This is a genomic window from Geobacillus sp. Y412MC52, assembly GCF_000174795.2.
Lineage (GTDB): Bacteria > Bacillota > Bacilli > Bacillales > Anoxybacillaceae > Geobacillus > Geobacillus thermoleovorans.
In genome coordinates, this window is record NC_014915.1 from 3,417,513 (window position 1) to 3,443,680 (window position 26,168).

23 protein-coding genes are annotated in these 26,168 nt (G+C 52.3%); 7 read left to right on the forward strand and 16 right to left on the reverse strand.

Going from position 1 to position 26,168, the window contains the following annotated elements:
• Positions 1–71 precede the first annotated feature (71 nt).
• The gene (locus tag GYMC52_RS16890; protein ID WP_013524756.1) at positions 72–2,267 is read right to left on the reverse strand and encodes a YecA family protein; all 2,196 of its coding nucleotides are present in this window, start codon (positions 2,265–2,267) and stop codon (positions 72–74) included.
• A 298-nt stretch (positions 2,268–2,565) separates the two neighbouring features.
• Positions 2,566–3,882: an SEC-C domain-containing protein gene (locus GYMC52_RS16895; protein WP_049777098.1), complete on the reverse strand. Its 1,317-nt coding sequence runs from the start codon at positions 3,880–3,882 to the stop codon at positions 2,566–2,568.
• 216 nt (positions 3,883–4,098) lie between these two features.
• Between GYMC52_RS16895 and GYMC52_RS16900 the strand changes: the two genes are divergently transcribed.
• Positions 4,099–5,745: a hypothetical protein gene (locus tag GYMC52_RS16900; RefSeq protein ID WP_013524758.1), complete on the forward strand. Its 1,647-nt coding sequence runs from the start codon at positions 4,099–4,101 to the stop codon at positions 5,743–5,745.
• The gene (locus GYMC52_RS16905) at positions 5,742–8,516 is read left to right on the forward strand and encodes a DEAD/DEAH box helicase (RefSeq protein WP_013524759.1); all 2,775 of its coding nucleotides are present in this window, start codon (positions 5,742–5,744) and stop codon (positions 8,514–8,516) included. The genes GYMC52_RS16900 and GYMC52_RS16905 overlap by 4 nt, the downstream gene beginning before the upstream one ends.
• 452 nt (positions 8,517–8,968) lie before the next feature.
• Here GYMC52_RS16905 and GYMC52_RS16910 read toward each other — a convergent pair whose 3' ends face one another.
• The 11 genes from GYMC52_RS16910 to GYMC52_RS16960 form a co-directional block, all read right to left on the reverse strand.
• Positions 8,969–9,940 (reverse strand): MTP-1 family protein, encoded by a 972-nt coding sequence (locus GYMC52_RS16910; protein ID WP_013524761.1) that lies wholly within the window; start codon positions 9,938–9,940, stop codon positions 8,969–8,971.
• Positions 9,941–10,214: 274 nt separating this feature from the next.
• Positions 10,215–10,703, reverse strand: coding sequence for a macro domain-containing protein (locus tag GYMC52_RS16915; protein WP_013524762.1), 489 nt, complete (start codon positions 10,701–10,703; stop codon positions 10,215–10,217).
• Positions 10,700–11,071, reverse strand: a complete 372-nt coding sequence (locus tag GYMC52_RS16920; RefSeq protein ID WP_013524763.1) for a DUF488 domain-containing protein — start codon at positions 11,069–11,071, stop codon at positions 10,700–10,702. Before GYMC52_RS16920 ends, GYMC52_RS16915 begins: the two co-directional genes overlap by 4 nt.
• A gap of 21 nt (positions 11,072–11,092) precedes the next feature.
• On the reverse strand, positions 11,093–11,524 hold the full coding sequence (locus GYMC52_RS16925; RefSeq protein WP_013524764.1) for a hypothetical protein: 432 nt from the start codon (positions 11,522–11,524) through the stop codon (positions 11,093–11,095).
• Positions 11,525–11,526: 2 nt separating this feature from the next.
• On the reverse strand, positions 11,527–12,840 hold the full coding sequence (locus GYMC52_RS16930; protein ID WP_013524765.1) for an AAA family ATPase: 1,314 nt from the start codon (positions 12,838–12,840) through the stop codon (positions 11,527–11,529).
• A gap of 85 nt (positions 12,841–12,925) precedes the next feature.
• Positions 12,926–13,813, reverse strand: a complete 888-nt coding sequence (gene galU / locus GYMC52_RS16935; RefSeq protein WP_013524766.1) for a UTP--glucose-1-phosphate uridylyltransferase GalU — start codon at positions 13,811–13,813, stop codon at positions 12,926–12,928.
• Positions 13,814–14,094: 281 nt separating this feature from the next.
• Positions 14,095–15,153 carry a glycoside hydrolase family 130 protein gene (locus tag GYMC52_RS16940; RefSeq protein ID WP_013524767.1) on the reverse strand — a complete coding sequence of 353 codons (1,059 nt, stop codon included), beginning with the start codon at positions 15,151–15,153 and terminating at the stop codon, positions 14,095–14,097.
• Positions 15,154–15,155: 2 nt separating this feature from the next.
• Positions 15,156–16,103 (reverse strand): MTP-1 family protein, encoded by a 948-nt coding sequence (locus tag GYMC52_RS16945; RefSeq protein ID WP_013146551.1) that lies wholly within the window; start codon positions 16,101–16,103, stop codon positions 15,156–15,158.
• Positions 16,104–16,143: 40 nt separating this feature from the next.
• The gene (locus GYMC52_RS16950; protein WP_013524768.1) at positions 16,144–16,974 is read right to left on the reverse strand and encodes a carbohydrate ABC transporter permease; all 831 of its coding nucleotides are present in this window, start codon (positions 16,972–16,974) and stop codon (positions 16,144–16,146) included.
• Positions 16,961–17,839 carry a carbohydrate ABC transporter permease gene (locus GYMC52_RS16955; RefSeq protein WP_013524769.1) on the reverse strand — a complete coding sequence of 293 codons (879 nt, stop codon included), beginning with the start codon at positions 17,837–17,839 and terminating at the stop codon, positions 16,961–16,963. The genes GYMC52_RS16950 and GYMC52_RS16955 overlap by 14 nt, the downstream gene beginning before the upstream one ends.
• Before the next feature lies 1 nt (position 17,840).
• A complete protein-coding gene (locus GYMC52_RS16960) occupies positions 17,841–19,166 on the reverse strand; it encodes an extracellular solute-binding protein (RefSeq protein WP_013524770.1) in 1,326 nt (441 codons plus the stop codon).
• Between the two features lie 493 nt (positions 19,167–19,659).
• Here GYMC52_RS16960 and GYMC52_RS16965 point away from each other — a divergent pair, with 493 nt between their 5' ends.
• Positions 19,660–20,673, forward strand: coding sequence for a substrate-binding domain-containing protein (locus GYMC52_RS16965; protein ID WP_013524771.1), 1,014 nt, complete (start codon positions 19,660–19,662; stop codon positions 20,671–20,673).
• A 39-nt stretch (positions 20,674–20,712) separates the two neighbouring features.
• Here the strand turns inward: GYMC52_RS16965 and GYMC52_RS16970 are convergent, their stop codons facing one another.
• Entirely contained in the window at positions 20,713–21,606 is an 894-nt protein-coding gene (locus tag GYMC52_RS16970; RefSeq protein ID WP_013524772.1) for an Rpn family recombination-promoting nuclease/putative transposase, read from the reverse strand.
• Between the two features lie 202 nt (positions 21,607–21,808).
• Positions 21,809–22,741 carry a DMT family transporter gene (locus GYMC52_RS16975; RefSeq protein WP_013524773.1) on the reverse strand — a complete coding sequence of 311 codons (933 nt, stop codon included), beginning with the start codon at positions 22,739–22,741 and terminating at the stop codon, positions 21,809–21,811.
• Between the two features lie 294 nt (positions 22,742–23,035).
• Here GYMC52_RS16975 and GYMC52_RS16980 point away from each other — a divergent pair, with 294 nt between their 5' ends.
• Complete coding sequence (locus tag GYMC52_RS16980; protein WP_013524774.1) at positions 23,036–23,509, forward strand: hypothetical protein; 474 nt, start codon at positions 23,036–23,038, stop codon at positions 23,507–23,509.
• A 43-nt stretch (positions 23,510–23,552) separates the two neighbouring features.
• Here the strand turns inward: GYMC52_RS16980 and GYMC52_RS16985 are convergent, their stop codons facing one another.
• Positions 23,553–23,753: a hypothetical protein gene (locus GYMC52_RS16985; RefSeq protein ID WP_013524775.1), complete on the reverse strand. Its 201-nt coding sequence runs from the start codon at positions 23,751–23,753 to the stop codon at positions 23,553–23,555.
• 233 nt (positions 23,754–23,986) lie between these two features.
• Between GYMC52_RS16985 and GYMC52_RS16990 the strand changes: the two genes are divergently transcribed.
• The 3 genes from GYMC52_RS16990 to GYMC52_RS17000 all read left to right on the forward strand — a co-directional run bounded on the left by GYMC52_RS16990 (position 23,987) and on the right by GYMC52_RS17000 (position 26,167).
• Complete coding sequence (locus tag GYMC52_RS16990) at positions 23,987–24,484, forward strand: L,D-transpeptidase family protein (protein WP_013524776.1); 498 nt, start codon at positions 23,987–23,989, stop codon at positions 24,482–24,484.
• A 171-nt stretch (positions 24,485–24,655) separates the two neighbouring features.
• Complete coding sequence (locus GYMC52_RS16995; protein ID WP_013524777.1) at positions 24,656–25,561, forward strand: hypothetical protein; 906 nt, start codon at positions 24,656–24,658, stop codon at positions 25,559–25,561.
• A gap of 147 nt (positions 25,562–25,708) precedes the next feature.
• Complete coding sequence (locus GYMC52_RS17000) at positions 25,709–26,167, forward strand: helix-turn-helix domain-containing protein (protein WP_013524778.1); 459 nt, start codon at positions 25,709–25,711, stop codon at positions 26,165–26,167.
• Position 26,168: the final 1 nt, after the last annotated feature.

Below are 26,168 nucleotides of genomic sequence, written 5' to 3' on the forward strand. Positions count from 1 at the left end.
CTTGCCTGCATAATGGAGAATCATAGAGGCCGAGCCGACAGAAAAAAGCGCCCCGTCATCCGTCGGGACGCCTACGGCCGGCGAATCAAACGGGACAACGAGGCAAGCAGGCGCTCTTGAAGCGCAACCCATTCTGTCTCCGCCTTGTCTGGCCACTCTTGCAGCGCCTGAAGCCACGGCTCTACGTACGGAGAGAAAGACGGCGGATACACGCGGGCAAGATCGTCCATCTTGCCATTGCGATCGGTCGCGGCGACGATATACATGCCCGGCAACAGATGCGGCTCTGCCCCCTTCGGAATGTCCCATGTCACCGTTCGGTTATGGGAAAGCCAATCCAGCACCGCCTTCCCCTGTTCCACACGCTTGACGCGGAAAAACGAGAAACCGACGGAAAGGGGAATAGGCAAGCCAAACAAATGAGCAAGCTGCCAAGCCATCAGTTCCTCATCCGCCTTTCCTCTCTCGCCCCCCCATTCATCCAGCAAAGCAAAGCAATGTTCCAATTCGCTTCTGACCTCTTCCAACACGGCGCAAACGACAGTTCGATGATTCGTTCCATAACGGCGGTCCAGCCAATCGGCCCACTCAAGCAGCATATCGAGCGCTCGGCTCACCACTTCCCATGGAAACGAACTCCATCTTGACGGGATTTGCTCGACGATGCATTGTTTCCAGTCTTCTTCTCCTACGTCCTCCCACGATGAAAACAGCCGCCCGGTCATATATTCACACACGAGCAAAACCACGGCCCAAAACGCCTCTTTGGCTTCTTTTTCTCCGCTCACGATGACCTCGTTATAAAACGCCAATGCGTCATCGGTGAAATACATCCCTTCCCATTCCGCGCGGATCAACAATGTCTCGGTTCTTTCCGGCCCCATCCATTTTATTTTCCATAAGTCCGAAAGACGATGTGATGAGCTAAACGGAGATGGGGGCAATCCATAACGGGAGCGAATGGGATTCACTCCGATGAGCACCGGCAAATTGGCTCGTTCTTGCATGTTAAACAAATGGAATTCATACTCTTTCAGCCACTCATCCACTTCCTGAACACGCCCCTCGCGCGCCATTTCGTGAGGGGTTTTTCCATTCCATTTCTCAAGCGGGGTGTGAAGGGCTTTTTCCATTTGAACATCCAATCCGGCCAGCGTTGCCACCCAAGGGGGAGAGTCTGGGTCTGAATCAATATGAAGCGAAACGTTTTCGATCCATTTTCGGCGCAAAACGACTTCTGTCCGCCGTTTTCGTTCTTTTGGGGAATACCCGAACGCCTGCAGCAACGACACGAGCTGTTCGGCCGTCCCTTCCTCCTCGGTAGACAACACGAGACGCGACCGATGAGCCGATAATGACCCGCCTAATTCAAATACACGAATCAGCTTGGGGGAAATCATCCCGACATAATGGTACACATTGGTGCACCATGAACCTTCCACCTTCTCCCCATCATCATGATCAATGTGAGCGCGTCCAATCGAAGCAAGCTTCCTCATCGCCTCAGCGGCTTCTTGGCATTCGTATTCATACGTCCAACGCGTGCGCTCCTCTTGCACATCGTCCGCCTTCGGAGGATAGCCTGCATCGACGATATCGAGAAAATGTTCAACGGCTACCTTGTCATACGGCCAATCGGTTTGCGTCAACAAGACGCGAATGTTCTCTTCCGCCCGTTCCACACCCTTCGGATCCACAATCGATGATACACCGCAAACGTAATAGCCGCCGTCAAATGGCTCCAAAAAGGCAAACATGCCGCCCCAAGGGCGCACAACCTCCAATGTCTCGCAATACGGCATGAGAAGTTTCTCGCCCGTCAACCGGTCGACCGCCACTCCTCCTTCATCATGCAAATCGACAAATTGCACAAGGCGCGGCACAAGCCGAACCCAGCGGTCCAACATTTCTTTAAGCTCTGGAGAAAGACGGCGCCCTTTTTCCTGTTGAAACCATTCAACGCCGCGCAATCCATTCGGATAACGATGGAGGAAAAAACGCCAAAGCGTCTCAAACACCTTCAACTCTTCACGATGATCCTTTTGTTCGATCATTTGGCGAAATGTACGGTTGACCGCTTCGCGTTCATCATAAGACAGCGCTTCATCCAAAAACCGCTGCACCATTTGCGACAGCTCATATTTTTGGTCAAAAAAGCGACGCTGCCGCACCCGCTTGATTTCATGCTTTTGCTGTTTGTTCATGCAGCACTTCTTATACTTTTTCCCGCTTCCGCACGGGCATGGGTCATTCCGGCCGATTGCCATGCAAAATCCTCCCTTCTAATCTTTCCTTTCCAAAACGGCGACCAAGATGTTAAAAACTGTCGGAATCGCGCACAAAGCCATTTTTCCCAATCCATCATGGATTCGGTCAAAACCGATCGTTCCCCGCCGCCTTTTTCGGAGTTTCACGAATGGAACGCATTCCATTCCCTGTTTCTGCTTATAGAGGGCTTGGGTTGAGCCCAATGATGTTTGAATGAGAGAGCCCTTGTGGAACCGGCTTTCCTTTCTGACGAAATGCCGCTGACTTGGGCGCAGCGCCCGTTTTTCCGCCAGCCTTTTAGATGAATCCCCGATCGGTGAAGATCTCCCACGCTACATCGCGGAGTTCTTTACGCAATTCTTTTTCATTCACTTCCTCAAGCAGGCCTTCATTCCTCCACGAACGGATGGCGCGGTCAATATGACGGTTGACTCGCTTCTCGTCCCATCCTTCACGCATCAACATAAGATCCATGTCATCGATCCATTCATTGATGCGCGCATCAAGCTCATCCCCTTCCTCTTCGAACCAGTCTTCCTCCCAGTCATCGAGCCATTCCTCGTCGTCTTCATCATCAACAGCCATCAGGAAAAAATCCAACGCCGCCGATCGCACATCTTCTGGCATCACGTCATACCGATCGGCGATGTCTTCCACCTCCGATCCTTCCGCCTTCATCAAATGTCCAGCCACATAGCGGAGCGCCGCCGCGTAGACGGGAACCGAATAAGGGAGACGGGATGTTTTTCCGCAATAGATCGCCCATATGGCGAACGCTTGATTGAGCAGCGCCGCTGGCGCCTCCGGCTCGTTTTCATCGAGCTCGCGAATGACGGCCGCTTGTTTCGGATCATCCCATTTGAACTGTTTGGCGAACTGCCAAAGCCACTCCAAAACCACGTCGGAAAGCACAGCGACGAACCGATCGCGCATCCATGAAGCTGCTGGCTGACCGCTCCACTCCCCTTCTTGTTGAATCGCCCGAAGCAATCGCTCTTTCCCTGACGCGGGGAGCGGAAACACCGCCGTGAAACACGTGAACACGTCCTGGTACGGCACAAGGAAGCCGAACACCACATCTCCTGTTTCGATCACGCTCGGCCATTGATAGGGAGCCAATAAATGGACGATCTTTTCCTCTCCCGTCAACAAATCCCGGACAACGGGGCGATTGTCGTCATCATAGCTGATGAACTCGCCAAGCGACGGAACGGCTCCTTCCCACCTCTCGATGTGAGCCTGAACGGACGGGCGCCACCGCTCCCAATGACGGCTTTTCCGGTAAGCGGAAAAGATCGTTTGTCCTGTTTCATCAAGCGGCCAACAAAACAACATCCAGTTCACCGCCATGATCTGCACGCCAAGCTCGAGTTCCTCCGGCATCTCATCAAGCGGGAACTGGTCTAAAAGCTCCTCCGCCTCCCTCTCATACCGCTGCAAGACAAACTGACGCATATCATTCATGCATTCGATCAACTCGCGGTCAATCAATGACGAAATCGAAACCGCCTCTTTTTTTCCGCAACAATGCTTGTACTTTTTCCCGCTTCCGCACGGGCATAACGCGTTCCGCGGCGTTTCTGCCATATTCGATGCACCTGCTTTCTTTTCCATTTGGACTTTTCTTATTACTATTATACCATCATCGATAGACGTTCAACCATCACCAGCTTTCTTTCTATCAAAACGCGTACACGTTCAAAAGCTCGCAATGTCCTTTCATGCCGGCTCGAGAACAGACGCGTTTTGTCACATTGCCCCTCTTTTTTCGACACGCTATCACATGCTATAATAGGATGATAAGGAATGGATCGGAAAGGACGGACCGACATGTTGCAGACCACGATCTCCAAACCGCTTTTGCGGCAAGCGGCAGAAGAATTGGTGAAAGAATTGCCGTATCCCATTTTCCGCAATCTCATTCAAAAAGGACGCGATTTGTCCAGATACGGGTTCGTCTATAACGTGATGGTCATCAACAGCCATGAAGTGGAAGGGGTCGTGTCCGACAAAACTCCTCATGACGTCATGGTTGATTTGTCCAACGTCACCCGCCGCCATCGCTGCCCGTGCGGGACGGAAGGGCTGTGTCCACACGTTTTGGCGCTGTTCTTTTATATATACGGCAACGTGTTCGACGTTGGCGAGCTGTTCCGCCTTTGGAAAAAAGGGCAAATCGAAGCGTTGTGGAAAGAGACAACCGCTCCCCATGAACGGGAGCCGCTCGCTCAAAAAAGGCTGGGGAAACCGACCGCCCTTTCCATCACTCAAAATGAAACCGTCGAAGATTGGTGGGACCAATTTGAGAAACAGTATCAAGACTTTTTCTCCCGCCATCAAAACGGCCAAAACTGGCCGTATCGTTTAGCCTTCCAACTCCTCCCGAAGCTGGGCAAAAACGAAGGAAAGCAAGCCGGCGCCCGCCCGCTGCGGGAGCTTCATGCCGCTCTATTTTTATTGGAGAAGCTTCGGCAGTACGGGGAGGCGCAAGGGTGGAATGACGTCGTATTCGCCTCTTACGGACAGTTTTCCTGGCAGCAGGACGTCAACTATGTCGCCGACCGCGCCTTTGACGCCTTGGAAAAATTGTCTGATAAATCGCTGCCGCGGTCGCTCAACGCGTTGATTGAACAGACGATTCCGTATGTTCGTGATGTATTGTTTTTGGACGGGGCGCTGTCATCATTCGGCTATGACTTTTACACAACCGCGTGGGAATCGCTGTTCACCAAGCCAACATGGCGGCAAGAGGAACGGGCCGAACTCCTTCGGCTCGCCAAAGACCGAGACGACATCCGCGCCGCTATGGCGGCGGCTCATCTTTCCTTTTTGCTTGGCGAAGACGACGAAGCGATGGCGCTTTACCGCGCTTTCCCCGATCAGGCAGGCTTGTTTTTGGTGGAATGGATCGGGCGATTCATTCAAAACGGCCTCTTGAAACGGTTTGAAGCCGTTTGGGAAAAAGCAAAAGACGATTGGCCGCTTTATCTTTCGCATATACCCTCTCCCATCCGAAGCAGTTTTTTGGACGAAACGGCGCACTGGTTTGAAATGTACGCCCGCCAACGAAACCGCTCGGACGCATGGGAAGATTTTTTGCAGCGAAGCCTCCCGTACAGCGTCAACGAGTACACCAACTTTTTGTATCGACAAGGGCGCTACCGGGAAGTCGTGGATCTATTCTTATGGGCGAACATCACCGCCGATGAATTGCATCCACAGCTGCTTAAAACATTGCAAGCGCGCAATCCAGAACTCGTGATGCCGTTATATCACCGGGCCGTGATGAGGCGGCTGGAAGAAAAAAACAGGGCGAGCTACCAAAGGGCGGTCCGCCATTTGAAAACGCTGCGGACCCACTACCGTTCGATGAAGCGGCTCGACCAATGGGAAGCCTATCTCGAACAACTGCTCGCCAAAACGGCGCGCATGCGCGCGTTTCATGAAGAATTGAAGAAAGGAAAATTGCTCTCATGAACGTGTTGCAGACGATTCGGCTTTCGTGCAAGTGGGACGAAGAAGATCAATGCTTCGAACTCTCAAGCTCCACGCCTGTCTCGTCATGGGCATCGACTTTGTTCGCTTGGCACGAAGAGACGTTTTACGGCACCTTGCTCGATATCGACCATGACGGTGAAAACGGGACCGTGCGGCTGTCGCCGTGGCAGACGCTCACCCTGTTCGCGTTGCGTCCGCACTCGCGCTTTTCCGCCATTGAATGGGCAGACGAGTTCACCGCCCGATTGGAAGAGTGGGCGAAGCACATTTGGAACGGTTTGCGCGAACGCCGCTTCCTTCCAGATGCTTCCTTATGGAAAAACACAGGCGGTGCATGGAGCGAAGCGAAGCGCACCCGCTGGCGCGGCGCGGATGACGATCCCGATCCGTTCGTCGCCACATGGCGGTCGCTGGCGATTGCCGACTGGCTCTCCCGCGATCCGGAGCTTCGCGGCATTTGGGGCGAAATCGTTCGCGCTTATCCATTGATCGCCTCCCCCAGCGGCCAATGGACCGGAACGGAAGACGATTGGCTTGAACAAATCGGCTGGCTCGGCGACCGGCCGCCGTTTACGGTCGGGCTTCGCCTCGTCGAGCCGCCCGAGGAAGGCGACGTATGGACGCTTGAAGCGGTGTTAATCGCCATCGACGACAGTGTCATCACACCTGCGAGCGACATTCCGCGCGCCTGGCGCCCGTATGAATCATCGATCCAGCGCGCCATTCGCCGCATTTGCGCGATCGTGCCATGGCTTGGCAATGGAAGCGAGTCGTTGCTTCATGAACTGTCCGACGAACAAGCGTGGCGCTTTTTGTCCGAAGAAAGCTTAAAGCTGACGGAAGCGGGTGTGCGCCTCTTGCTTCCCGACTGGTGGCACGACATCCGCCAGGCGCAGCTGTCGATCAAAGCGAAACTATCGCCTTTCGTCAACGCGGAATCATTATTCGGCCTTGAGCGCCTCGCTGATTTCGATTGGCGCGTCGCGACCAACGGGATTGAGCTGACGGAAGAGGAGTTTGCCGCTTTGGCGGAACAAAAGCGGCGCCTCATTCGCCTGCGCGGCCAATGGCTCATCCTTGATCCCGCCCTTGTCCGCCGCGCGCAGGCGCTCATGGAAAAGGCGAAAAAGGAAGGAGTGCCGATCCACGACATCGTGGCGCAAACGCTGCTTTCAGAAGCAGAGGAGCGCGAAGAGGCAACGGACGAATCGATCCCGATCCACATTGACGTCCACGACCAATTCCGGGCGTTCATCCGCCAGCTCCAGCAGCTTGATGGATTGCCGAAAGCGAATGTGCCGCCGTCTTTTCACGGCACGCTCCGCCCGTATCAGCAGCGCGGCGTCGACTGGCTCGTCTTTTTGCGCCGATTCGGCTTTGGCGCCTGCTTGGCCGATGACATGGGGCTTGGCAAAACGGTGCAGCTGCTCGCCTATTTGACCTATGTAAAAGAAATGGAACGGCCGGACACGCCGGCCTTGCTCATCTGCCCGACCAGCGTGATCGGCAACTGGCAAAAAGAATGCGCCCGCTTCACCCCAGACTTGCGCGTCTACGTGCACCATGGACCGAACCGGGCGAAAAACGATGCGTTCGTGCAAACGGCAGGCGAGGCCGATCTCGTCATTACGTCTTACAACCTTGCTCATTTGGACCAAGACGATTTAAAACAGATGCACTGGCACGTCATTTGCTTGGATGAAGCGCAAAACATTAAAAACGCGCAAACGAAACAAGCGCGCGCCATCCGCCGCTTGAGCGGAAAACATAAAATCGCCTTATCCGGCACGCCGGTTGAAAACCGTCTCGGCGAACTTTGGAGCATCTTCCACTTCCTCAACCCGGGCTACCTCGGCAGTGCGGCCGAGTTTGAACGCCGATTTGCCGGACCGATCGAAAAAGAAGGAGATGCCCGCAAAAAAGCGGCGCTGCAGGCGCTCATCCGCCCATTTCTCTTGCGGCGGACGAAAACGGATGAAGCGGTTGCGCTCAACTTGCCGGATAAGCTTGAACAAAAAGAATATTGCCCGCTCACGGCCGAACAGGCTGCCTTGTACGAGCAGCTCGTCAACGACACACTCGAACGGGCAAAGGAAGCCAGTCCGTTTGCGCGGCGCGGCTTGATTTTGCAAATGCTAAACGGTGTGAAGCAAATTTGCGACCATCCGGCGCTGTATTTGAAAGAACGCCGCCCCCGCCAGCTCGTTGAACGGTCGCACAAGCTCGAAAAGCTCATCGAACTGATCGAGCAAATTCGCACCAACGACGAATCGTGCCTCATCTTCACGCAATACGTGCGAATGGGCGAGATGATCCAAGAGCTGCTTTCCGACTTGTTTGATGAGCCGGTGTTGTTTTTGCACGGAGGCGTCCCAAAACAAACGCGCGACCGGATGGTGGATGAGTTCCAAGCGAAAAAAGCGCCGATTTTCCTTTTGTCGCTCAAAGCGGGCGGCACCGGGCTCAACTTAACAGCGGCCAACCACGTCATCCATTTCGATCGCTGGTGGAACCCGGCTGTGGAAAACCAAGCGACCGACCGCGCCTACCGCATCGGACAGACGAAATTCGTCCACGTCCATAAATTGATCACCATCGGGACAATCGAAGAAAAAATCGACGAGATGCTCGAACAAAAACAAGCGCTCGCCGACCTCATCACCGAAGGCGAGGCGTGGATCACCGAACTGTCCGATGACGAACTGCGAGACTTGCTCGCCTTATCGGCCGCGGCGAAAGGAGGCGCTTAAGCATGGCGGGAGAAAAACCGAAGCGCAAGAAAAAAACGACAGAAAACCCGTGGGAAAAGCTGCTGAAGCGGATGGAAGAAAAGTTGAAAGAGCGGGAAAAGCGGCAAAAGCAACCGTAAAGGGACATCACGCAGGCGATGAACATCCTGTTGGACACAGAAAAACTCCATAAGCAAGTGTTGCTCTTTGTCCAGCCCTGAAAAGGGCCAATCCAGACGCACGTGTGTTCATCGAAAAATCTCATGGGCAACGTTTTGCCCTTCACCCGGGCATGAAAATGCCCCATCAAGACGCGTGCATTTTCACGGAAACAGCGTGGGATTGATCCCACGCTGTTCGCTTTCAAGCAGTCCTCTCGGCATCTTGTCAACGGAACAATTCGGCCATGTCGATTGCAAGCCCCGAAAAATAAACAGACCATCAAGAGAAGGTCTATCGCACCGATCCTTTCGCTAAACGGAAGCATACATCCGATCGCGCTCTTGCGCTTCGTATTTCGCAAACGGGTCGATGAGCGAAATTTTTTGCGCTTCGGCATCGCCAACGCCGGCGTACAGCTCAGCCGTGCCGTCGCCTTTGCGGATGAGTCCGCCGCTGAAAACGACGTTCGCCAAATCCGGCCGTTTCGCCGGCCCGTCTAAAAAGTGGGAGCGAAGCGCAAGCAATTCCAGCTCCGAACGCTCCATCGTCTCGGGATTCAACACGAACACCATCGGGTAGTAATGGCGGTTGCCTTGCTCATCAAAGCAAGCGATATGGCCGAGCGCCCCAACAAGCCCGTTTGCAAGCAAATGCGCCTCGTTCACGCCGCCCCATTCTTCATCCGTAAATTGGGCATCCAAAATCGGCGCGGCCTCGATCACGTCCGGCGTCAACTCATCGAGCGAGAAAATGCGGGTGAAACCGATTTTCCCGCGGCCTCCTTTTTCCCCTTGCGGTCGGGTAAACACGCCGATCGAGCCATCTTTCAGCTCGACGAGGCGAATGTCTTTCATCCCATCCGGCCCTTCGGCAAACTTTTCTAAGCGGCGAATGTTCGGTCCGCGGTAAAAGACCGTCCGCCAGCTATGCTCGCCAACAAACACCGGATGCGGAAACGTCTCCACGCCGCCAAACACAAGCTGACCGTGAATCCGCGACACGAACGGGTCTTGCAAGGCGAACACCGGCGCCCCTTCACGAGGAACCCAAACACCGTCGCGCTCGACGAAAAAGTACACTTCCGACTGCTCGCTGTCGCGCGCCTCGACGCGCCCAGCGATCACCCATTCTCCTTCATCCACAAACGGTGCGGAAATATTATAAACGTCCCGGTCCCCCACACCCGCAAAGCGGAGCTTTTCCGGCTCAAACGGCTGTGGGGCCAGGCGGAATTCATCGACTAATACTTGACATGTCTTTAATGTTGGCGATTGGAATAACATAATCATCCCTCCGGATGGCGCCCAAAACGCTTGCATAAGCGTTTTGGGCGTTTTTCCTGGTCGCGGTTCGAACAGGAAACCCCACTCCCTTTTCACACCGGCTTCGTCATTCGGACACCAACGATGATGCCACCCCCCGTCGCCGGATCAGGAAGCCAATGAAACTCATTCATTCGTGTGTTCCTATTATAATATGATATGAGAAAGAAGGAAACACGTTATTCATTGCCAAAAAAAGAAGGACCAAGACGAAGTCAAGGCCCTTTTTCTCCCTTTATTGGCGCTGTTGGACAAAATCGATAAACGCTTGATCAATATCCACCACCACAAACTCCACATCCTCGACCGGACCAAGCACCTTGACAAACAACTGCGCCACTTTTTCTTTGTCAAGCCTTCCCACGCCTGTCCCCAACGCCGGCAGCGCCACCTTCTTGATCCCGTGCTCCCGACAGTGCGCGACAAGCCGCTCAAGACACGACCGGACGATGTCATACGACGTCGCCCCTGCAGGTTGCTTCATCGTCACTAAGTGAATCACCCGGCGAAACGGCAGCGAGCCTGCCCCTGTCACGTACAAATCGCCGGGCTTAGGGTCTTGCGCTTGACAGACGCGGATCGCTTCCTCTTCAATTACGCGCCCGCCTGCCCGACGGATCGCCGCTGCCACCCCACCGCCCATCGGTCCGATGCCATTGGCGGCATTGCAAATGTACTCGACCCCTTCAACCTTCGTCAAATCGCCGACGATCGCACGAATCATCCAAACCCCTCCTTAGCGGTTTTGCGCAAAAACTCCCTAAGAACGACGGCATGGTTATGCTGCTCGTCTTTGGCGGCATAAAGCAACGTCACCGTCCCGGAAAGCGAAAGCAGCTCGCCGACAAGCGCCTGCTTCGTCTCGTCCGTCACCAGTTCCCATTCATATTTTCTCGCAAACTCGGCAAACCGCTCCGACCGATGGCCAAACCACTGCCGCAGCGCCGGACTCGGGGCAATCTCTTTCATCCAGCGGTCGATGCGCGACCCGGCCTTTGACACCCCGCGCGGCCAAAGGCGGTCGACGAGAATGCGGATGCCGTCATCCTGTCCGATTGGGGTATGAATCCGTTTTAGCCTGTAATGACCCATACCGGTCGCCTCTTTCCTGCCCTATACGTTTACCTCGTCCCACTTGGCTTTTACCACTAATGTCCCACCCGTTCTCCTCAACATTTTTTCCAGCTTCATCAAATAAGTCGATTTCAAAGCAGGCGTTCTCACACGGGTAGTCACGATTCTCCCTTCGAATCGATATCCAGGCAACCATTTCCCTAACTGTTCGATTGTTCGGGCGATCTGGTGTACAGCTTCCTCAAGGTCAGACCCTTTTAGTTCGATGAAAAATGCCCGCCCCCCTTCGATCACTAAAAATAAAAAGTCGCATTTTACCCCCTCTTTAATCAAACAACCGTCTACACGGTACAAAGCCACCCTCTTTTCCCTCTTATTGACGAAACGAACCCCTCTCCCGTTTTCCTCAACAACTGCTAATTTTCGACGGTCGCAATAGTGTAAACAACTTTCCCAACCTACAACCGCCATGTTTACTCCCCCGCTTCCTCCGCCTCCATGAGTTCATCAAGTACGCGGTTGATGGCAGACGATGCTTCATCGATCGCTTCGGCCTGTATGAACTGTAATTCATTATCAATAATGCTTCGATAGCGGAATCTCCCTCCTTCACTCTCCAGCATGTAGGCCTTTACCCGCTCTGGAGAAAGGCGCAGCTTTCGGTCCACAATTGGATGCGCACGTTGATCCAGTTTGTTTCCGATTTTGGCAGCGTACAAATAAATATTAAAAGCAGACAAAATGTACGGGCTATGAGTCGTAATCACTAGCGTACTATTCGTCACATTTAGCAACAACGCAAATAAGGCAACCATTTCTTTTTGTGCGTTCGGATATAAGTGTGCCTCGGGTTCTTCAATCACCATAAACACTCGCTGCCGTTCCAGAATGATTGTAAAGATCAGCAGCAAAATCCAAACGACTTCCTGTTGTCCAGAAGATGAAAATTTCAGTTTTGTATACTCTCTTTCATTAAAAAAAATCCTTTCCCCATAATCAGAGAACATGTATTTCCCTTTCATCACGCCTTCGATCATCTTGATGGCCAGTCGGATTGCCTCAAAGTCAATTTTTTCTGTCGAGAATTTTTTTCGATCTTCGATGATTTCCTCAAACGAATGCGAAAACATCTTCTTTAGCAGATTAATTCGCTCGATAAACTGTTCTGTCAACACATCGAGTTGCTGCGGGTTAATATCCTGAAGCTGATCCGACAATGTGGCAACTAAACTCCTCCCTGCAGGGATAAAAATGGGTGTTTTGGAATCGCCGAATACCTCAGCGATCGCTGCTTTGACCTTTTCCAACACATTTTGTTGACGCACTTTCCACGAGGAGACATTCCAAAAATCATCCAACTGTTGTTCTTCGTATTGCATTTCCTTTTTCATCTGCACAACATGTTTAAAATTTTCCTGAATCTCCCGTTTTAGCGGATCGCTGAAATGGATTTGTACATAACCGTCCTTTAAATCAAGACGGACAAACTTTTCAACATCATACTCATAACGAATATGAAACGGTTTCATATGTTTGGTTGTGCCAAAGTACCCAACAAATTTTCTCCGAAGACGTTTATTGAACTCAAAAAATGGGTTGTTTTCTTCCGTTTGACGTACTGAAAGCAAATAGTTTACCCATTCATCAGGAATCGATTGAAAGAAAAAAATCAATTTGCTGATCGTACTTTTTCCGCTCGCTTGGGGGCCAATCAAAACGGTAACATCCGTGATCTCCTCATCAAACAGCTTCACAGGACCAAAATGTTCAATCCGTATGCGCGCCACATCCTACCCTCCTTTTTTGTCTCCATCCTCTGAAAAACGACTAACAGTCATTAAGAGCATTTCAACACGAACGACTTATTTTTGATTAGCTGCTCTTCGATCCCTTCGCCTCTGCCACCACCCGCTCCAAAAACGAAAGCAAGTCATCCCGCAGCTCCTCGTTTTGCAGGGCAAACTCAATCGTCGTTTCGATAAAGCCGAGCTTTTCGCCGACATCGTACCGCTTTCCTTCAAATTCATAGGCAAACACGCGCTGAATTTCATTCAACCGCCCGATTGCATCGGTGAGCTGAATCTCCCCGCCTGCGCCGGCTTCCTGTTTCTCTAAAAACAAGAAAATTTCCGGCGTCAACACGTAGCGGCCGACGATCGCCAAGTTCGACGGCGCTGTGCCCGGAGCTGGTTTTTCCACGAAGCGGCGCACTTGGTAGCGCCGGCCTTGCTGCTCGAGCGGGTCGATGATCCCGTAGCGATGCGTTTCTTCCTCCGGCACGCGCTTGACGCCGATCACCGAGCTGAACGTTTGTTCATACTGCTCAATGAGCTGTTTTAAACAAGGCTTTTCCGCCTGGACGATATCATCGCCCAACAACACCGCAAACGGCTCGTCTCCAATGAAATTGCGCGCGCACCAAACCGCATGCCCCAGCCCTTTCGGCTCTTTTTGGCGAATGTAGTGGATGTCAACCTTCGACGGCTCTTTCACTTTCTCAAGCAGATCCAGCTTCCCTTTTTGCTTGAGCATCTGTTCCAGCTCAAACGCGTAGTCAAAATGATCCTCAATCGCCCGCTTCCCTTTCCCGGTGACGATGATGATGTCCTCAATGCCTGAGGCGATGGCTTCTTCGACAATATATTGAATCGTCGGCTTATCAACGATCGGAAGCATCTCCTTCGGCATTGCCTTCGTCGCCGGCAAAAACCGCGTCCCAAGCCCGGCCGCCGGAATGATCGCTTTGCGTACTTTTTTCATCTCCGATGGTTCCTCCTCTATCCGATGATCATCTGTTCTTTCGAGTCATGGCCAGTGTCTTTCATTGCCCAGCCGCAAACCGCTCTGCCGACCTGACCGATGAATCGGCGTTGTTTTTATTATACCAAATCCTGTTGAACGGAAAAGAAACGAAACGACGCAATGAACGTTGAACGCTCTCCCACCTGCGCTCACGGTATGTTCGCGGCAAACCAAAAAAGAAACGCCCGGCCATCCAGGCGTTTCCGTTCTTACACCGCAACGTGCGGGCAACTTCGCTTTCATACTTTCACAAGCGAATCCAAAATCTCGTCCAGCTTCAGCTCGACGCACGCCATCGACGTATCGGCGGCGCCGTAATACATTTTCACAATATCACCGTCAACAAGCGCCCCGCATGAGAACACGACGCGGCCGAAAAAGCCGTTCACCTCATAGTCCGCTTCCGGCTCAACAAGCGGCCGCTCCGAGCGGGCGATGACTTTTGCCGGATCGTTCAAATCGAGCAGCACCGCCCCCATGCAATAGCGGTGGTCATCCGACGCGCCGTGGTACAACTCAAGCCAGCCGTATTCCGTTTTGATCGGCACCGCTCCGCCGCCGATGCGGGCGCTGTCCCACTTCCCTTCGCGCAGACCGAACAAAAAGCGGTGATTCCCCCAATGAAGCAGATTCTCCGACTCCGCGATCCACACCTCGGGGCGGCCGTTGCTTCGCGGCACTGGGCGATGGAGAGCGTAATATTTGCCGTTGATCTTCTCCGGAAAAATGAGCACATCTTTGTTTTCCGGAGCGAAAATCATGCCGTGGTGCGTCACCATCCGGAAATCCGTTGTTGACACCATCGCCTCGCCGACTCCTTTTGGTGAGACGGCGCTGAAATAAATGTAATACGTGCCGTCAATGTACGTAATGCGCGGGTCTTCAATACCGAATGTCTCGAGCTCATTCGATGGATAGACGAACGGGCGGTCGTCGATCACAAACCGCCGCCCGTCTTGACTCCGGGCGAGGCGCAAATACGAAAGCGACGTCAAATAGGCGAATCGCTCCGCCCCCGCCTCTCTGATCACCCGCGGGTCGGAAAAATCATAGCGCGGATCATCTTTGCGAAATTCGTAAACATCGACCTTCCCCGTCTCTGGATTCCATACCGGCGCTTTCACGATGTTCGGGTCATCCGACACGGGCCGCTCCGCCACCCGAAGAAGCAGCAGCACTTCCCCTTGAAACCTCGCCACCCCAGCGTTAAACGCCCCGATGACTTCAAACCCGTCGTGGTGCGGCGGCACATCTTCCGGCGTAATGAGCGGGTTTTCTTCGTAGCGGTAAATGTGCATCGTCACCCCTGCCTTTCGTATTTCGTAAATGGATCAACGATTGTCAGTTTTTGCGCTTCTGCGTCACTTGTTCCAGCGTAAAAATCGGCCGTGCCGTCCCCTTTGCGAATCAGTCCGCCGCTAAACACGACATCCGCCAAATCCGGACGCTTCGCCGGGCCATCGAGGAAATGGGCTCTTGTGGCGATCAACTCCATGTCCGACGCTTCCCCCGTATCCGGATTGAACGCAAACACCATCGGATAATAATGACGGTTCCGTTCCTGATCGAAACAAGCGATATGGCCCAAGACGCCGACGAGCCCATTGCCAAGCAAATGCACTTCGTTGGCGCCGCCCCATTCTTCATCGGCAAATTGGCCGTCAATCAATGGGGCATTCTCAATCGCCTCCACCGTCAACTCATCGAGCGCACCGATGCGGGTGAAGCCGATTTTTCCGCGTCCGCCTTTTTCCCCTTGCGGACGGGTGAAGACCCCAACCGACCCATCCCGCAGCTCAACAAGACGAATGTCTTTCATCCCGTCGGGACCGGTGAAAAAATGCGCCAATTCATTGATCGTTTTTCCGCGGTAAAACACCGTCCGCCAATACAACTTCCCGTGAAGCACGGGATGCGGAAACGTCTCCACGCCGCCAAACACGAGATGCCCGTGCACCCGCGAAACAAACGGATCCTGCAAAGCAAACACCGGCGCCCCTTCCCGCGGCACCCATGTCCCTTCACGCTCGACGAAAAAGTATACTTCTGATTGCTCGCTGTCTCTTGCCTCCACCCGTCCGGCAATGACCCACTCGCCATCGTCTTCAAACGGCGCGGAAATGTTGTACACGTCCCGCCCCCCAACGCCGGCAAACACGAGCTTCTCCACCCGAAGCGGCTGAGGAGCACGCTGAAATTCCTCAAGCAGTGTCTGGCATGTTTTCATCGTCGGCGTCCTTGTCTGCATAACGTCTCTCCCTGCTCCCTCTTCCATCATGATGTTTTTATTATTTTAATATGAACTGCATGCCTTCTTTAAAATTCTTGCTAAACAAAAGGAACAAAATCAAAATCGGCAGCGTGAGAAGCACTGAGGCTGCGTACATCGGCCCCGGATATCCGCCGTACGGTCCAAACATTTGCGCCAACAACACGTTTAACGTCAACATCTTTTCGTTATTCACCACAAGCATATCCCAAAGCAGTTCCACCCATCGTTCCATAAAAAGGAACAAGAAAATGATCGTCGTAATCGAGCGCGACATCGGCCAGACAATGCGGCGAATGATGGTGAAATGGCCCGCTCCATCCATCTTTGCCGCTTCGATCAATTCATCGGGAATGCTGCGGAAAAAGTTCGTGTACATAAAGATGGCCCACAAGTTGACCGCTTTGGGCACGATCATCGCCCAATACGTGTTGTACCAGCCGAAATACCGTACGATCAGAAACAGCGGAATCAACAAAATGATCGATGGATAAAACATTTGAAACAAAATCGCGTTGTTGACCCATTGTCTCCCTTTAAATTTCACTTTCGACAGCGCATATCCAACCATCACGGCCGTCACAAGCATGAGCAGCGTTGACGCCGACGTGACGAGCAAACTGTTGAAAAACGCCCGAAGCCACGGCCGCGGCACGACATCTTCGCCGCCTTGAAACAGCCATTCATACGAGCGAAACGTCAACGACGACGGGATAAGCTTTCGGTCGACCTCATTCCATGGGGCAAGAGAGCCTAACACCATATACAAATACGGAAACACCATGACGAACAAAACGGCAAACGCCAAAACATAAAGCAATCCGACCTTCCACGTTTTACTCCCAGCCATGTTTGCCACCCCATTTTTCTAACAGCTTGCGAAAGACGAAAATCGACGCAAAGGTGACGATCGAATTAATGATCGCGACCGCGGTTCCGTAACCCGCATTCAATTTTTCAAACGCTTGGTTGTAAATCTCGAGCTGCCACGTATGGGTCGCATACTCTGGCCCGCCGCCCGTCAGCACATACGGTTCAGTGAAAATGCCAAACATCAAGCCGACCGCCAAAATCGTCACCGTATAAAACGAAGGGTATAGCATCGGAATCGTCACGTGCCAAATCCGCTTCCAGCCGACCGCCCCGTCAATTTCCGCCGCTTCATACACTTCTTTCGGGATGCTTTCCAAGCCGGACAAAAACAGCAGCGCATAATATCCGACAAACTTCCACGCCATCATGAGCGCAATGACGAGCGGGGCTAAGATGGGCGAGCCGAGCCAATCCACATCCAAGCCAAACGCATCCCGCAAAAATTGATTCAGAGGGCTGTTGTAGGAAATGACCCCTTTGACGACAATCGACGACGCCACTCCCGATGCCAAATACGGCAGAAAATATCCGACGGCAAACAATCCTTTCCACCGAGGCAGATGGTGAAGAATCAGCGCCAAAAACAGCGAGCCGGCGATGACGATCGGCACAAACATCAACATAAACTTGTACGTCACCCAAAACGCTGCCCGCACGCTCGGGCTGAAGAAAGCGTCAAGGAAGTTTTGCATTCCCACCGTCTCATATTCGGGAGAAATTAAATTCCAGTTCGTAAAAGCGAGATATAACGCCCAAAACAGAGGGATCAAAAAGAAAATAGCCGAATAGATAAGGTATGGGCTGGCGAGCAGCCAACCCACTTTTGCCGCATGTTTATTCATGTTATTTTAACACCCCATGGATCGCCTTTTCCATGTCCTCCCACGCTTTTTCTGGGGTTTTCTCGCCTTTGACGACCGGATTCAACGCCTCTTTGCCGATCAGCTCTTGAAGCTCAACCATTTTGGCGTTATCCATAGGCGGTATGGCGTTCGGAATGTTTTCCGCATACAGTTTCAGCTGCGGATTTTGTTCAAAATAGGAGACAAACGCCTCGTTCGTCGACAAGTCGTCCCGCGCCGGCGGCAAGTTCGTTTCTTTCAGCCATTCCAAATCGTTTTGCGGATCGGAATACACCCATTTGACGAAATCGAACGCGGCTTGTTGCTGCTCTTTCGTCGCCGAAGCGTAAATAACCAGCCCTTTTGTATCGGCGAACGTTTTCGCCTGCGACGGATCCATGCCATCAGGCACAGGCGGCATCGACAACACGTATTTCTCGTTAAACTTCATTTCCGGAAACTTTTCAGCCCAATACGGGAACGTCCACGGCCCTAAATCAGACATCACGGATGTACCGCTTTCAAACGGGTCTTTCGTCTCTTTCGTCAACACGAGCTGATTTTTGCTTAAATCAGCGAAGAACTGGAGCGTCTTCACACCCGCGTCACGATCCGCACTCAACTTGTTCCCATCGATGAAATGCGTCCCATTCGACGCCGCATTGTAAATCATGAAGAAGTCAAACCATCTCGCCCACCACGTCGGTTTAACCAAATCGGCTCTCGCCCATAGAAACTTGTTCGGATATTTTTCTTTCAGCTTTTTGCCGACTTCCATGACTTCGCTGTACGTCTTCGGCGGAGCGTTATACCCCAACTCTTTCAGAATATCGATTCGCCAACCGAACAGCATGGCGTTGGAGTAAATCGGCAGCACATATTGATGGCCGTCGGCAAATTTCCATGTTGAAATCGTGCTTTTCATCTGCCGCTTGGCGATTAAGTCGTCAAACCCTTCAAATTGATCCAGCGGCACAATCGCCCGGCTGTCCGCCAGCTGTGCGGCAAACCCGCGGGAGATGTTTTCGGAAATGACCGGCGCATTTCCCGCGGCAATCGCCGACTGAATGCCCGCCTCCGAAGAAGGGCTTTCCGGCATCGGCGATACTTTGATTTTCACGTTTTGATGCTCTTCCATATAGCGATCCGCCATCTTCTTCCAGAATGCCTGCTGCGTCGGATTCGGCGCCGCCCAAAACTCAATTTGTACGGTTGATCCTTCCTTCTTCTGCCCTTGTTCATTCCCGGTCTGTCCTTGACAGCCTGTTCCCGCCACCGCAGCGGCAAGCAACAACGAAGCCAGTTTGAACCACTTGCGCTTTTTCATCGTCCATTCCCCCCTTGTATTGATGAGCAGGTGATTAAAACGCTTACATAAACAACCGCTTCAGATAACCCCTCTCCTTCCCGTGACAAATCATGGAGACGAACAATCTTGTTAGCTAAAAACAAATTTATGTAACGGTATTTTATAACATTACAATGACATTATTTCATGATTCCACGAAATAGTCAACTTCTTTTTGCGGAAAAGACAAGAAAAAACCGTGAGTTTAGACGCAATCCATCAACTTGACAAATAACAATTGTAACGTTACAATATCATTCCGTATATATTTGTTCCGAGGTATTGAATGTCTTTCGTTTTCACAAGGGATATACTTGAACTAGAGAAAGCAAGCAAACGCTGCGAAAGCGGAGCCAACCTTCAAGATTTCGATGTATACTTGAATGATGGAAAGCGAAAAACCACAACGGCCGTCCTTGTCGGCGCCTCAAATCACCGAAAGGCAAAAATAGCGAACAAGTGGAGGTAGCGAATGAAAAAACGCGTCACCATGCAAGACATCGCCGATCGACTGAACATTTCCAAAAACTCGGTCTCTCAAGCGCTGCGCGGCAAAGAAGGGGTCAGCGAAGAAACGAGGGATCTTGTGAAGCGTGTAGCCAAAGAAATGGGGTATGAATATCCCGCCTCTCGCGCAAAGTCGCGCGGCAAACCGCCGAAGCAAATCGCCCTCATCGCCTCCGACCGCACGTTTTCGCTGAAATTTTTTGGCGAAATCTACTTAAGCATCGAGCAGGAAGCGCTGTCACACGGCATGAAGCTGCACATCCAATCGGTGAACAAAGAACAAAAAGAACGGCTTCTTTTGCCTTCGTTCATCGAGGAAAAACAAGTCGACGGCGTGATCGTCCTTTCCCACATCAGCACCGAGTACATCCAACAAATCGTCGCCACCGGCATCCCGACCGTCCTGGTCGACCATCACCATCCGAACATTCCAGCCGATGCGGTGCTGACAAACAATCGGTTCGGGGCGTATGTGGCCGTCCAGCATTTGTTGGAGCTCAACCATACTGACATCGCGTTTGTCGGCGACGTCAACTATTCGCCGAGCTATCAAGAGCGGTATGAAGGGTACTTATTGGCGCTGAAAGACTATGGGGTGAAGCCGAACGAGGAGTGGATGTTCTGCCAGGCGCAAGAGGACGAAACGGTCATCGCCAGCTACATCCGTGAGCTGAAGCGGCAGCCGACCGCCTGGTTTTGCGTCAATGACGGGCTTGGCTTTTTCGTCAGCACCGGCCTGCAGCAGTACGGGCTAAAAGTGCCCGATGACGTTTCCGTCTGCAGCTTTGACAACGGGCAGCTGTCGCAAATCGCGACGCCGAAAATCACGACCGTCGACATCGACCTGAAGCGCTACGGCAAACGAGCAGTGGAATTGTTGCGATGGCGGTGGGACAACCCGAACGAACCTTTTCAGGAAGTGCTATTGTCTACGAAACTGATCAAACGGGAATCCACAGCAGCAAAACCAACGCGCTAGGGCGGGGCTGGCCTTTTGCCCCGCCTGTTTGATTTCCATTCACTTGAAGCCGCTTTGTTTCATTTCCTCAATCTCCGTCACAGGCAATCCGGTCAGTTCGTGAATCGTCTGCGCATCAAACCCTTTCATCAACATCCGTTTCGCAATGTGCCGTTTTTCTTGTTCCGCTCCCTCTTTGCGCCCTTCCTCCCGTCCTTCCTTTCGGCCTTGAATTTTTCCCTTTTGCTCGTACGAAATGATCAATTCCAGCACGCGTTCTTTTTCTTTCGTCTCCATTTGTTCCACCTCGCTTCGAAGCTGTTGTTCTTCTTCATCGGACAGCTTCACATACGTTTCAAAAAAGCCCATCAACAAACGCTGTCTTGCCTCGTCTAGCTCAAGACGCACCAACATGCGCAAAAATTGCTTTTTCAGTTCCACTCGTTCACTTTCAGTATACCCCATTTTGCTAAGCAGCGCAGCCGCCACCGGGTTGTCGGTGCGGATGAATTGGCGCCAGTTTTGCTTGCGCAACTCCACATGGAAAAAGCGAAAGTCAAGCACATCGCCAAACGGAAAGGAGAGCGTGAACGAAGAGGGTTCATCTCGGATGGCATCATAGCTGAAGACGGCAATCGGAATGATCGGAGTGCGGTATTTTTCAAACAAGCGGCTGAAGTAAAGAAACATTCTTTCTGGAAATGACGATTGAACGTACGCTTGGTTTTCTACGTGAACAATGATCAATCCGTCTTTTCCTTTGAACTTCGTCTCGACGAGCAGGTCAACGCGGTACTTCTCCCCAGCCGTTACGTCCGTAAACAGCTCTTCGGACAAAAACGACAAATGGTTGAAATCAATATGCTCGTGCATATCCGGAAAGAAGAGAAGCACAAATTCCTCAAAAAACGTCTGCAACAACTCCTTGAACAACCGGTCGTGATCAATCGCCATACATTCACCTCACACGAATACGTTTCGTAATTCTCTTTTTCGACATCATCAAGCAAAATCCTGCCGATGGCACAAAAATGGCTGTCCCTTTTCGAGAAGAGACAGCCAAGACGCCGACCGCAATGTGAAGCCCCCTCCATTCCTGGATATGAATGTTTCGCCACTTGCACGCAAGGCCTAGAAGTGGGGGATTCCAAGGCTACTACATCCCCGCCTTCCTTCCGCCCTCCACCGCCTTCGCCCGGCGGAAACGGGCGATCACGTCATCCATCCCCCCGCTGCCGAACATCACGCCCGCGACGATGAAGAGAAAACCAGCCAACTGCATCCATGAAATCGGCTCACCAAGCAGCCAGTGCGCCCCAAGCAACGAAAAGAGCGGATTCAAATTAATGAACACCGCTGACTCGGCGGGGCCGAGGTGCTGCACAGCTTGGTTGTAAAACATATGGCCAAGCGCTGTGGCCACGACCGCCGAAGCAAGGAAAATCATCCAAAGCGGAAGCGTGCCCTCTTTCAAACTCGATAGGCCGCTCGGCTCGAGCACGAGGCTTAAGACAAACAGCCAAAGCGACCCGAAGACGAGCATCCACCCGGTCATCACCCGCGCCTCGACCGTCGCCTTTTTGATCATAATGAAGCTGATCCCTTGCGCCAAGACGGCCAAAAAGATGTACACATCCCCGATTGACAAATGGCCGAGGCCGCCGTCGCCGTTCGCGACGACAAACACGACGCCAAAAAACCCGAGCGCGATGCCAAGCAAACGAAACAACGTCGGCCGCTGCCCCAAAAACACGATCGCCAACAGCGCCGTCACAAGCGGCACCATCCCTAAAACAAGGCCCGCGTTCACCGCCGTTGTCCTCGCGAGCCCCAAAGCTAAAAAGAAGTGATGGGCCACCACGCTGAACAATGCGGCCAAGCCAATCTGTTTCGCCTCATTCCAACTGACTTTTTGAAGCTTGCCGATCCCCCATAAAAACAAAAGCACGACCAACCCGGCCGTTAGAATGCGCAGCGCCGTCAACGCGACGGGCGAAAAATGCTCCACAAGAATTTTCAACGCCGTCACGTTCAAGCCCCAAGCAACCATGATGGCGATCAGCAGCGCATAAATAAATGATTTCCGCATCGCTCTCTACCTCTCCTGCATCTCTGTTTTCAGCGGAACGGCAAAGGAAAAACGGAGCCCTAAACGCTCCGCCTTTCCATCCGCCTCCAAATAGGACAAACCGCCGTTTCTCACGCTAGTGCATCATTTCCAACAACCCCTGCCATCCATTTTACTACACTCTGATGAATTTTTTGACTAAAAAATGCAGCCGTATGTCTATCCTGTGACACATGCCACGGCGCTTCCGCCCTTTCCCTGCCCATATCCGCCGCCCATCGTGCATATGGTATAACAGAGAGGAGAGGAGACCCCATGTTCCCACGCTACCGCCAAAAGACGATCCGAGCCAGGACTGGGGTGGCGGTTCTCACTGCCGTCGCCGTGCTGGTGGCGATCTTGTCTCTGTTTCTTTCGAACGAACGGAACGAGGCAAAGGAAATCGTTGACACGTTTTACCGCTACGAGCAGGCAGGGGATTTTGGCAGCTCTTGGGAGCTGTTTCACCCGCTTATGAAAAAGAAATTCCCAAAAGACGTCTACATCCAGCGCCGCGCCCACGTCTTTATGCAAGACTTCGGCGTCGAGACGTTCGACTACCGCATCGATGAGGTGGAAAAACTGTCGTCATGGTCGATGTCTGATGAGGACAAACCGCTTCACGACGTGTATCGCGTCCGCGTCATTCAGACGTTCCATAGCGCTTTTGGCGTGTTCGAAATCCATCAAGACGTCTTCGTCGCCAAAGAAAAAGGGGAAAAGAACATTTTGTTCCCTTACCGCCCGTAACCCCCAACATCGATGCGGCCCCGATATCGACCGGGCGCCGCTTTCACCGCTCCTTCCATTCCTCGATGATCTCAAGCGTTCGATTAATGCCGACATTGTATATCAACAGCTTAAGCAAGTTTTCCCGCTCCTCTTTCGTAAAAAAGAGATCGCCGTCCATGATCTCAAGCGGGACAGGGGAGAGCTCGGCATACAGCTCATAATCAACCTTCTGTCCTTCCGGTTTTAGGACAAACGTTCTCATTCGCGCCATCCTCCTTTTTCACCTACACGTTTTGACCCGTTAGGCAACGCTCCCTGTCAAGTACAGACTAACGCACAGCGCGTTCATGCGACTGGCAGCCGCACCGTATTCACATGCCATGCGCATGAGACTCTCTTCCTATTTGAGCAACCTTATTCGAATCTTCTCATACACTAATGTATCATCAATCGGAGCTGTTTTCTCCATCCAGCGAAAAAAAGGAGCGAAATGCCATGTACAAACATATCGTCAAACGCGGGGAAACGATCGCCTCCATCGCCCGCGACTACCGCACATCTGTTGAGGCGCTCCTTCGCGCCAATGGTTTGACCGCCGCGTCCGTCATCTTTCCCGGGCAGGAGATCGTCATCCCCCACCTTCCGCCGAAAGGATCGATTCCCTACACGATCCACATCTCGATCAGCCGCCGCCAGCTGACGTTAAAACACCGGGGACGAACGATCCGCACGTATCCGATCGGCGTCGGCAAAATGGTCACCGCCACCCCCGTCGGCGACTTTGTCATCGTCAACCGCCAGCCGAACCCAGGCGGGCCGTTCGGCGCGATGTGGCTAAGCTTATCCAAACTCCACTACGGCATCCACGGCACAAACGACCCATCCTCCATCGGCAAATACGTATCCAAAGGCTGCATCCGCATGCATAACAAAGACGTGCTCGAACTCGCCTCCATCGTCCCGAACGGAACAGAGGTGTTCATCCGGCCGTGAGGGCAAAACAGCGCCATTCATCCATCTGTTCCGGGTCGCAACCCGTTTGATTTTTCAGGAAGATGTCATTCACTCCCATCGAACGAACACCGTGTTTCCGCTCACGATGGCAGCTGACAACCGATCGGGCAAGTAGTATAATTGAGATAAAAAGCGAATGGAGTGGAGACGATGCCAGGCGGGATCTCGCATCACGCCAAAGACATTTTGTTCAAGTCGCTGAGCGCATTGTACCAAAACCAAGCCCTCGATGTATACGGACTTCACGGACTCCCGCGGATCAAAGCACTGCTTCCAACCGAATTTCCGTCTGTACGGGCGGATGAACGGCGCGCCGACACTGTGTTTCTTCTCGAAGACGATTCCATTTTGCTTCTGGAGTACGAAAGCAATGAACGATTTCTCGACAACCATTTAAAGTATCTTGATTATGCCTGCCGCATCCTTCACACATACTATCAACAGGAAAAACGAATACGCCCGATTCGCATCGTTGTGATCTACACAAGCGATGTCACGAGCGCCCGCGAACAACTTGACGCCGGCGATGTGTTTCTTTCATCCAAAGCGGTGCTGCTTGGCGAATTCAACGGCGACGCGATTTTCCATGCCATTGAAGAAAAAGTCCACAACGGCGAACCGCTCACTCCGGAAGAAACGATGAAACTCATCCTCGTGCCGCTCATGCACACCCGCTTTGACCGGCAAACGATGATCGAAAAAACGATCGAGCTGGCGAAAGCGATCGGCGACGAACCGAAACAGCTGCACATCATCGCTGGCGTTCTGACCGCCACAGACAAATTCATCGACCGGTCATACGCCGAAAAAGTAAAGGAGTGGATCAAAATGAACAAAGTGTTTCGCCTGTTAGTCGAAGAACTTGAACAAGAAAGAGAAGAAATGTTGAAGAAAGTGATGCAGGAAAAAGAGCAAGCGGTTAAGCAAGCCGAAAAACAGAAAGCCATTGAAATCGCCAAAAACTTCCTTGATGTCTTGCCCATCCACGAAGTGGCGAAACGGACCGGCCTGACCGTCGCCGAAGTCGCCGACCTTGCAAAGGAAATGGACAAATAGGCAGCACAAAAGAGCCGCAACCGCGCGGCTCTTTTCATCTTCCCTTTGCTGCTTGGCAAGATCTCAATTTCTTTTGTTTCCTTTTTTTCTTTTGTTTCTCCAGCCAAAATAGTATAATGGATATAAACATCAAGGAGGGAAAGAAAAATGAGTACTTTGTCCCGCAAAACAGAAACCCGAAAGACAGCCCCCCCACCTCTTCACGAAACTGTACTAAGCGACAACGTTCGACGTTATGTAGAATTGGTCCAACAGTCGCTTGAACTTGAGAAGCGAAAAAAAGAAATCTATTCCAACCTAAGCGACCAGGAAAAACAGAGCGTACGGCATATTCTTACCGAAATGGCGGAACAAACAATTCCAGATGATCTCCATGTCCGCGATGTGGCTCTTCTGCTTGATGTCACGCCGCAAATGGTGCGCCGTTATTGCGCAGAAGGAAAAATCGAGGCTTACCAACGGCTTGGAGACAGTGGAAAATGGATCATCCCGGCCGCACAGTTTTTTCACCACCCAAACTGGCCTTCATTTCTCCAAATGAGAGAACAGCTGAAAAGCCAGTCGATTCGTATCGCGGAAAAAATGGAAAAAGAGTTTGGAGAATAGG

What these genes read in the sequence shown, in the direction of transcription:
- GYMC52_RS16915 (WP_013524762.1), bottom strand. Translation starts at nt 10,703, where the DNA reads ATGATTCGTGCGATCGTCGGCGATTTGACGAAGGTTGAAGGGGTCGAG.
- GYMC52_RS16900 (WP_013524758.1), top strand. Translation starts at nt 4,099, where the DNA reads ATGTTGCAGACCACGATCTCCAAACCGCTTTTGCGGCAAGCGGCAGAA.
- GYMC52_RS17000 (WP_013524778.1), top strand. Translation starts at nt 25,709, where the DNA reads ATGAGTACTTTGTCCCGCAAAACAGAAACCCGAAAGACAGCCCCCCCA.
- GYMC52_RS16950 (WP_013524768.1), bottom strand. Translation starts at nt 16,974, where the DNA reads ATGGCTGGGAGTAAAACGTGGAAGGTCGGATTGCTTTATGTTTTGGCG.
- GYMC52_RS16955 (WP_013524769.1), bottom strand. Translation starts at nt 17,839, where the DNA reads ATGAATAAACATGCGGCAAAAGTGGGTTGGCTGCTCGCCAGCCCATAC.
- GYMC52_RS16965 (WP_013524771.1), top strand. Translation starts at nt 19,660, where the DNA reads ATGAAAAAACGCGTCACCATGCAAGACATCGCCGATCGACTGAACATT.
- GYMC52_RS16980 (WP_013524774.1), top strand. Translation starts at nt 23,036, where the DNA reads ATGTTCCCACGCTACCGCCAAAAGACGATCCGAGCCAGGACTGGGGTG.
- GYMC52_RS16905 (WP_013524759.1), top strand. Translation starts at nt 5,742, where the DNA reads ATGAACGTGTTGCAGACGATTCGGCTTTCGTGCAAGTGGGACGAAGAA.
- GYMC52_RS16890 (WP_013524756.1), bottom strand. Translation starts at nt 2,267, where the DNA reads ATGGCAATCGGCCGGAATGACCCATGCCCGTGCGGAAGCGGGAAAAAG.
- GYMC52_RS16995 (WP_013524777.1), top strand. Translation starts at nt 24,656, where the DNA reads ATGCCAGGCGGGATCTCGCATCACGCCAAAGACATTTTGTTCAAGTCG.
- GYMC52_RS16975 (WP_013524773.1), bottom strand. Translation starts at nt 22,741, where the DNA reads ATGCGGAAATCATTTATTTATGCGCTGCTGATCGCCATCATGGTTGCT.
- galU (WP_013524766.1), bottom strand. Translation starts at nt 13,813, where the DNA reads ATGAAAAAAGTACGCAAAGCGATCATTCCGGCGGCCGGGCTTGGGACG.
- GYMC52_RS16895 (WP_049777098.1), bottom strand. Translation starts at nt 3,882, where the DNA reads ATGGAAAAGAAAGCAGGTGCATCGAATATGGCAGAAACGCCGCGGAAC.
- GYMC52_RS16910 (WP_013524761.1), bottom strand. Translation starts at nt 9,940, where the DNA reads ATGTTATTCCAATCGCCAACATTAAAGACATGTCAAGTATTAGTCGAT.
- GYMC52_RS16960 (WP_013524770.1), bottom strand. Translation starts at nt 19,166, where the DNA reads ATGAAAAAGCGCAAGTGGTTCAAACTGGCTTCGTTGTTGCTTGCCGCT.
- GYMC52_RS16990 (WP_013524776.1), top strand. Translation starts at nt 23,987, where the DNA reads ATGTACAAACATATCGTCAAACGCGGGGAAACGATCGCCTCCATCGCC.
- GYMC52_RS16970 (WP_013524772.1), bottom strand. Translation starts at nt 21,606, where the DNA reads ATGGCGATTGATCACGACCGGTTGTTCAAGGAGTTGTTGCAGACGTTT.
- GYMC52_RS16940 (WP_013524767.1), bottom strand. Translation starts at nt 15,153, where the DNA reads ATGCACATTTACCGCTACGAAGAAAACCCGCTCATTACGCCGGAAGAT.
- GYMC52_RS16945 (WP_013146551.1), bottom strand. Translation starts at nt 16,103, where the DNA reads ATGCAGACAAGGACGCCGACGATGAAAACATGCCAGACACTGCTTGAG.
- GYMC52_RS16920 (WP_013524763.1), bottom strand. Translation starts at nt 11,071, where the DNA reads ATGGGTCATTACAGGCTAAAACGGATTCATACCCCAATCGGACAGGAT.
- GYMC52_RS16985 (WP_013524775.1), bottom strand. Translation starts at nt 23,753, where the DNA reads ATGAGAACGTTTGTCCTAAAACCGGAAGGACAGAAGGTTGATTATGAG.
- GYMC52_RS16925 (WP_013524764.1), bottom strand. Translation starts at nt 11,524, where the DNA reads ATGGCGGTTGTAGGTTGGGAAAGTTGTTTACACTATTGCGACCGTCGA.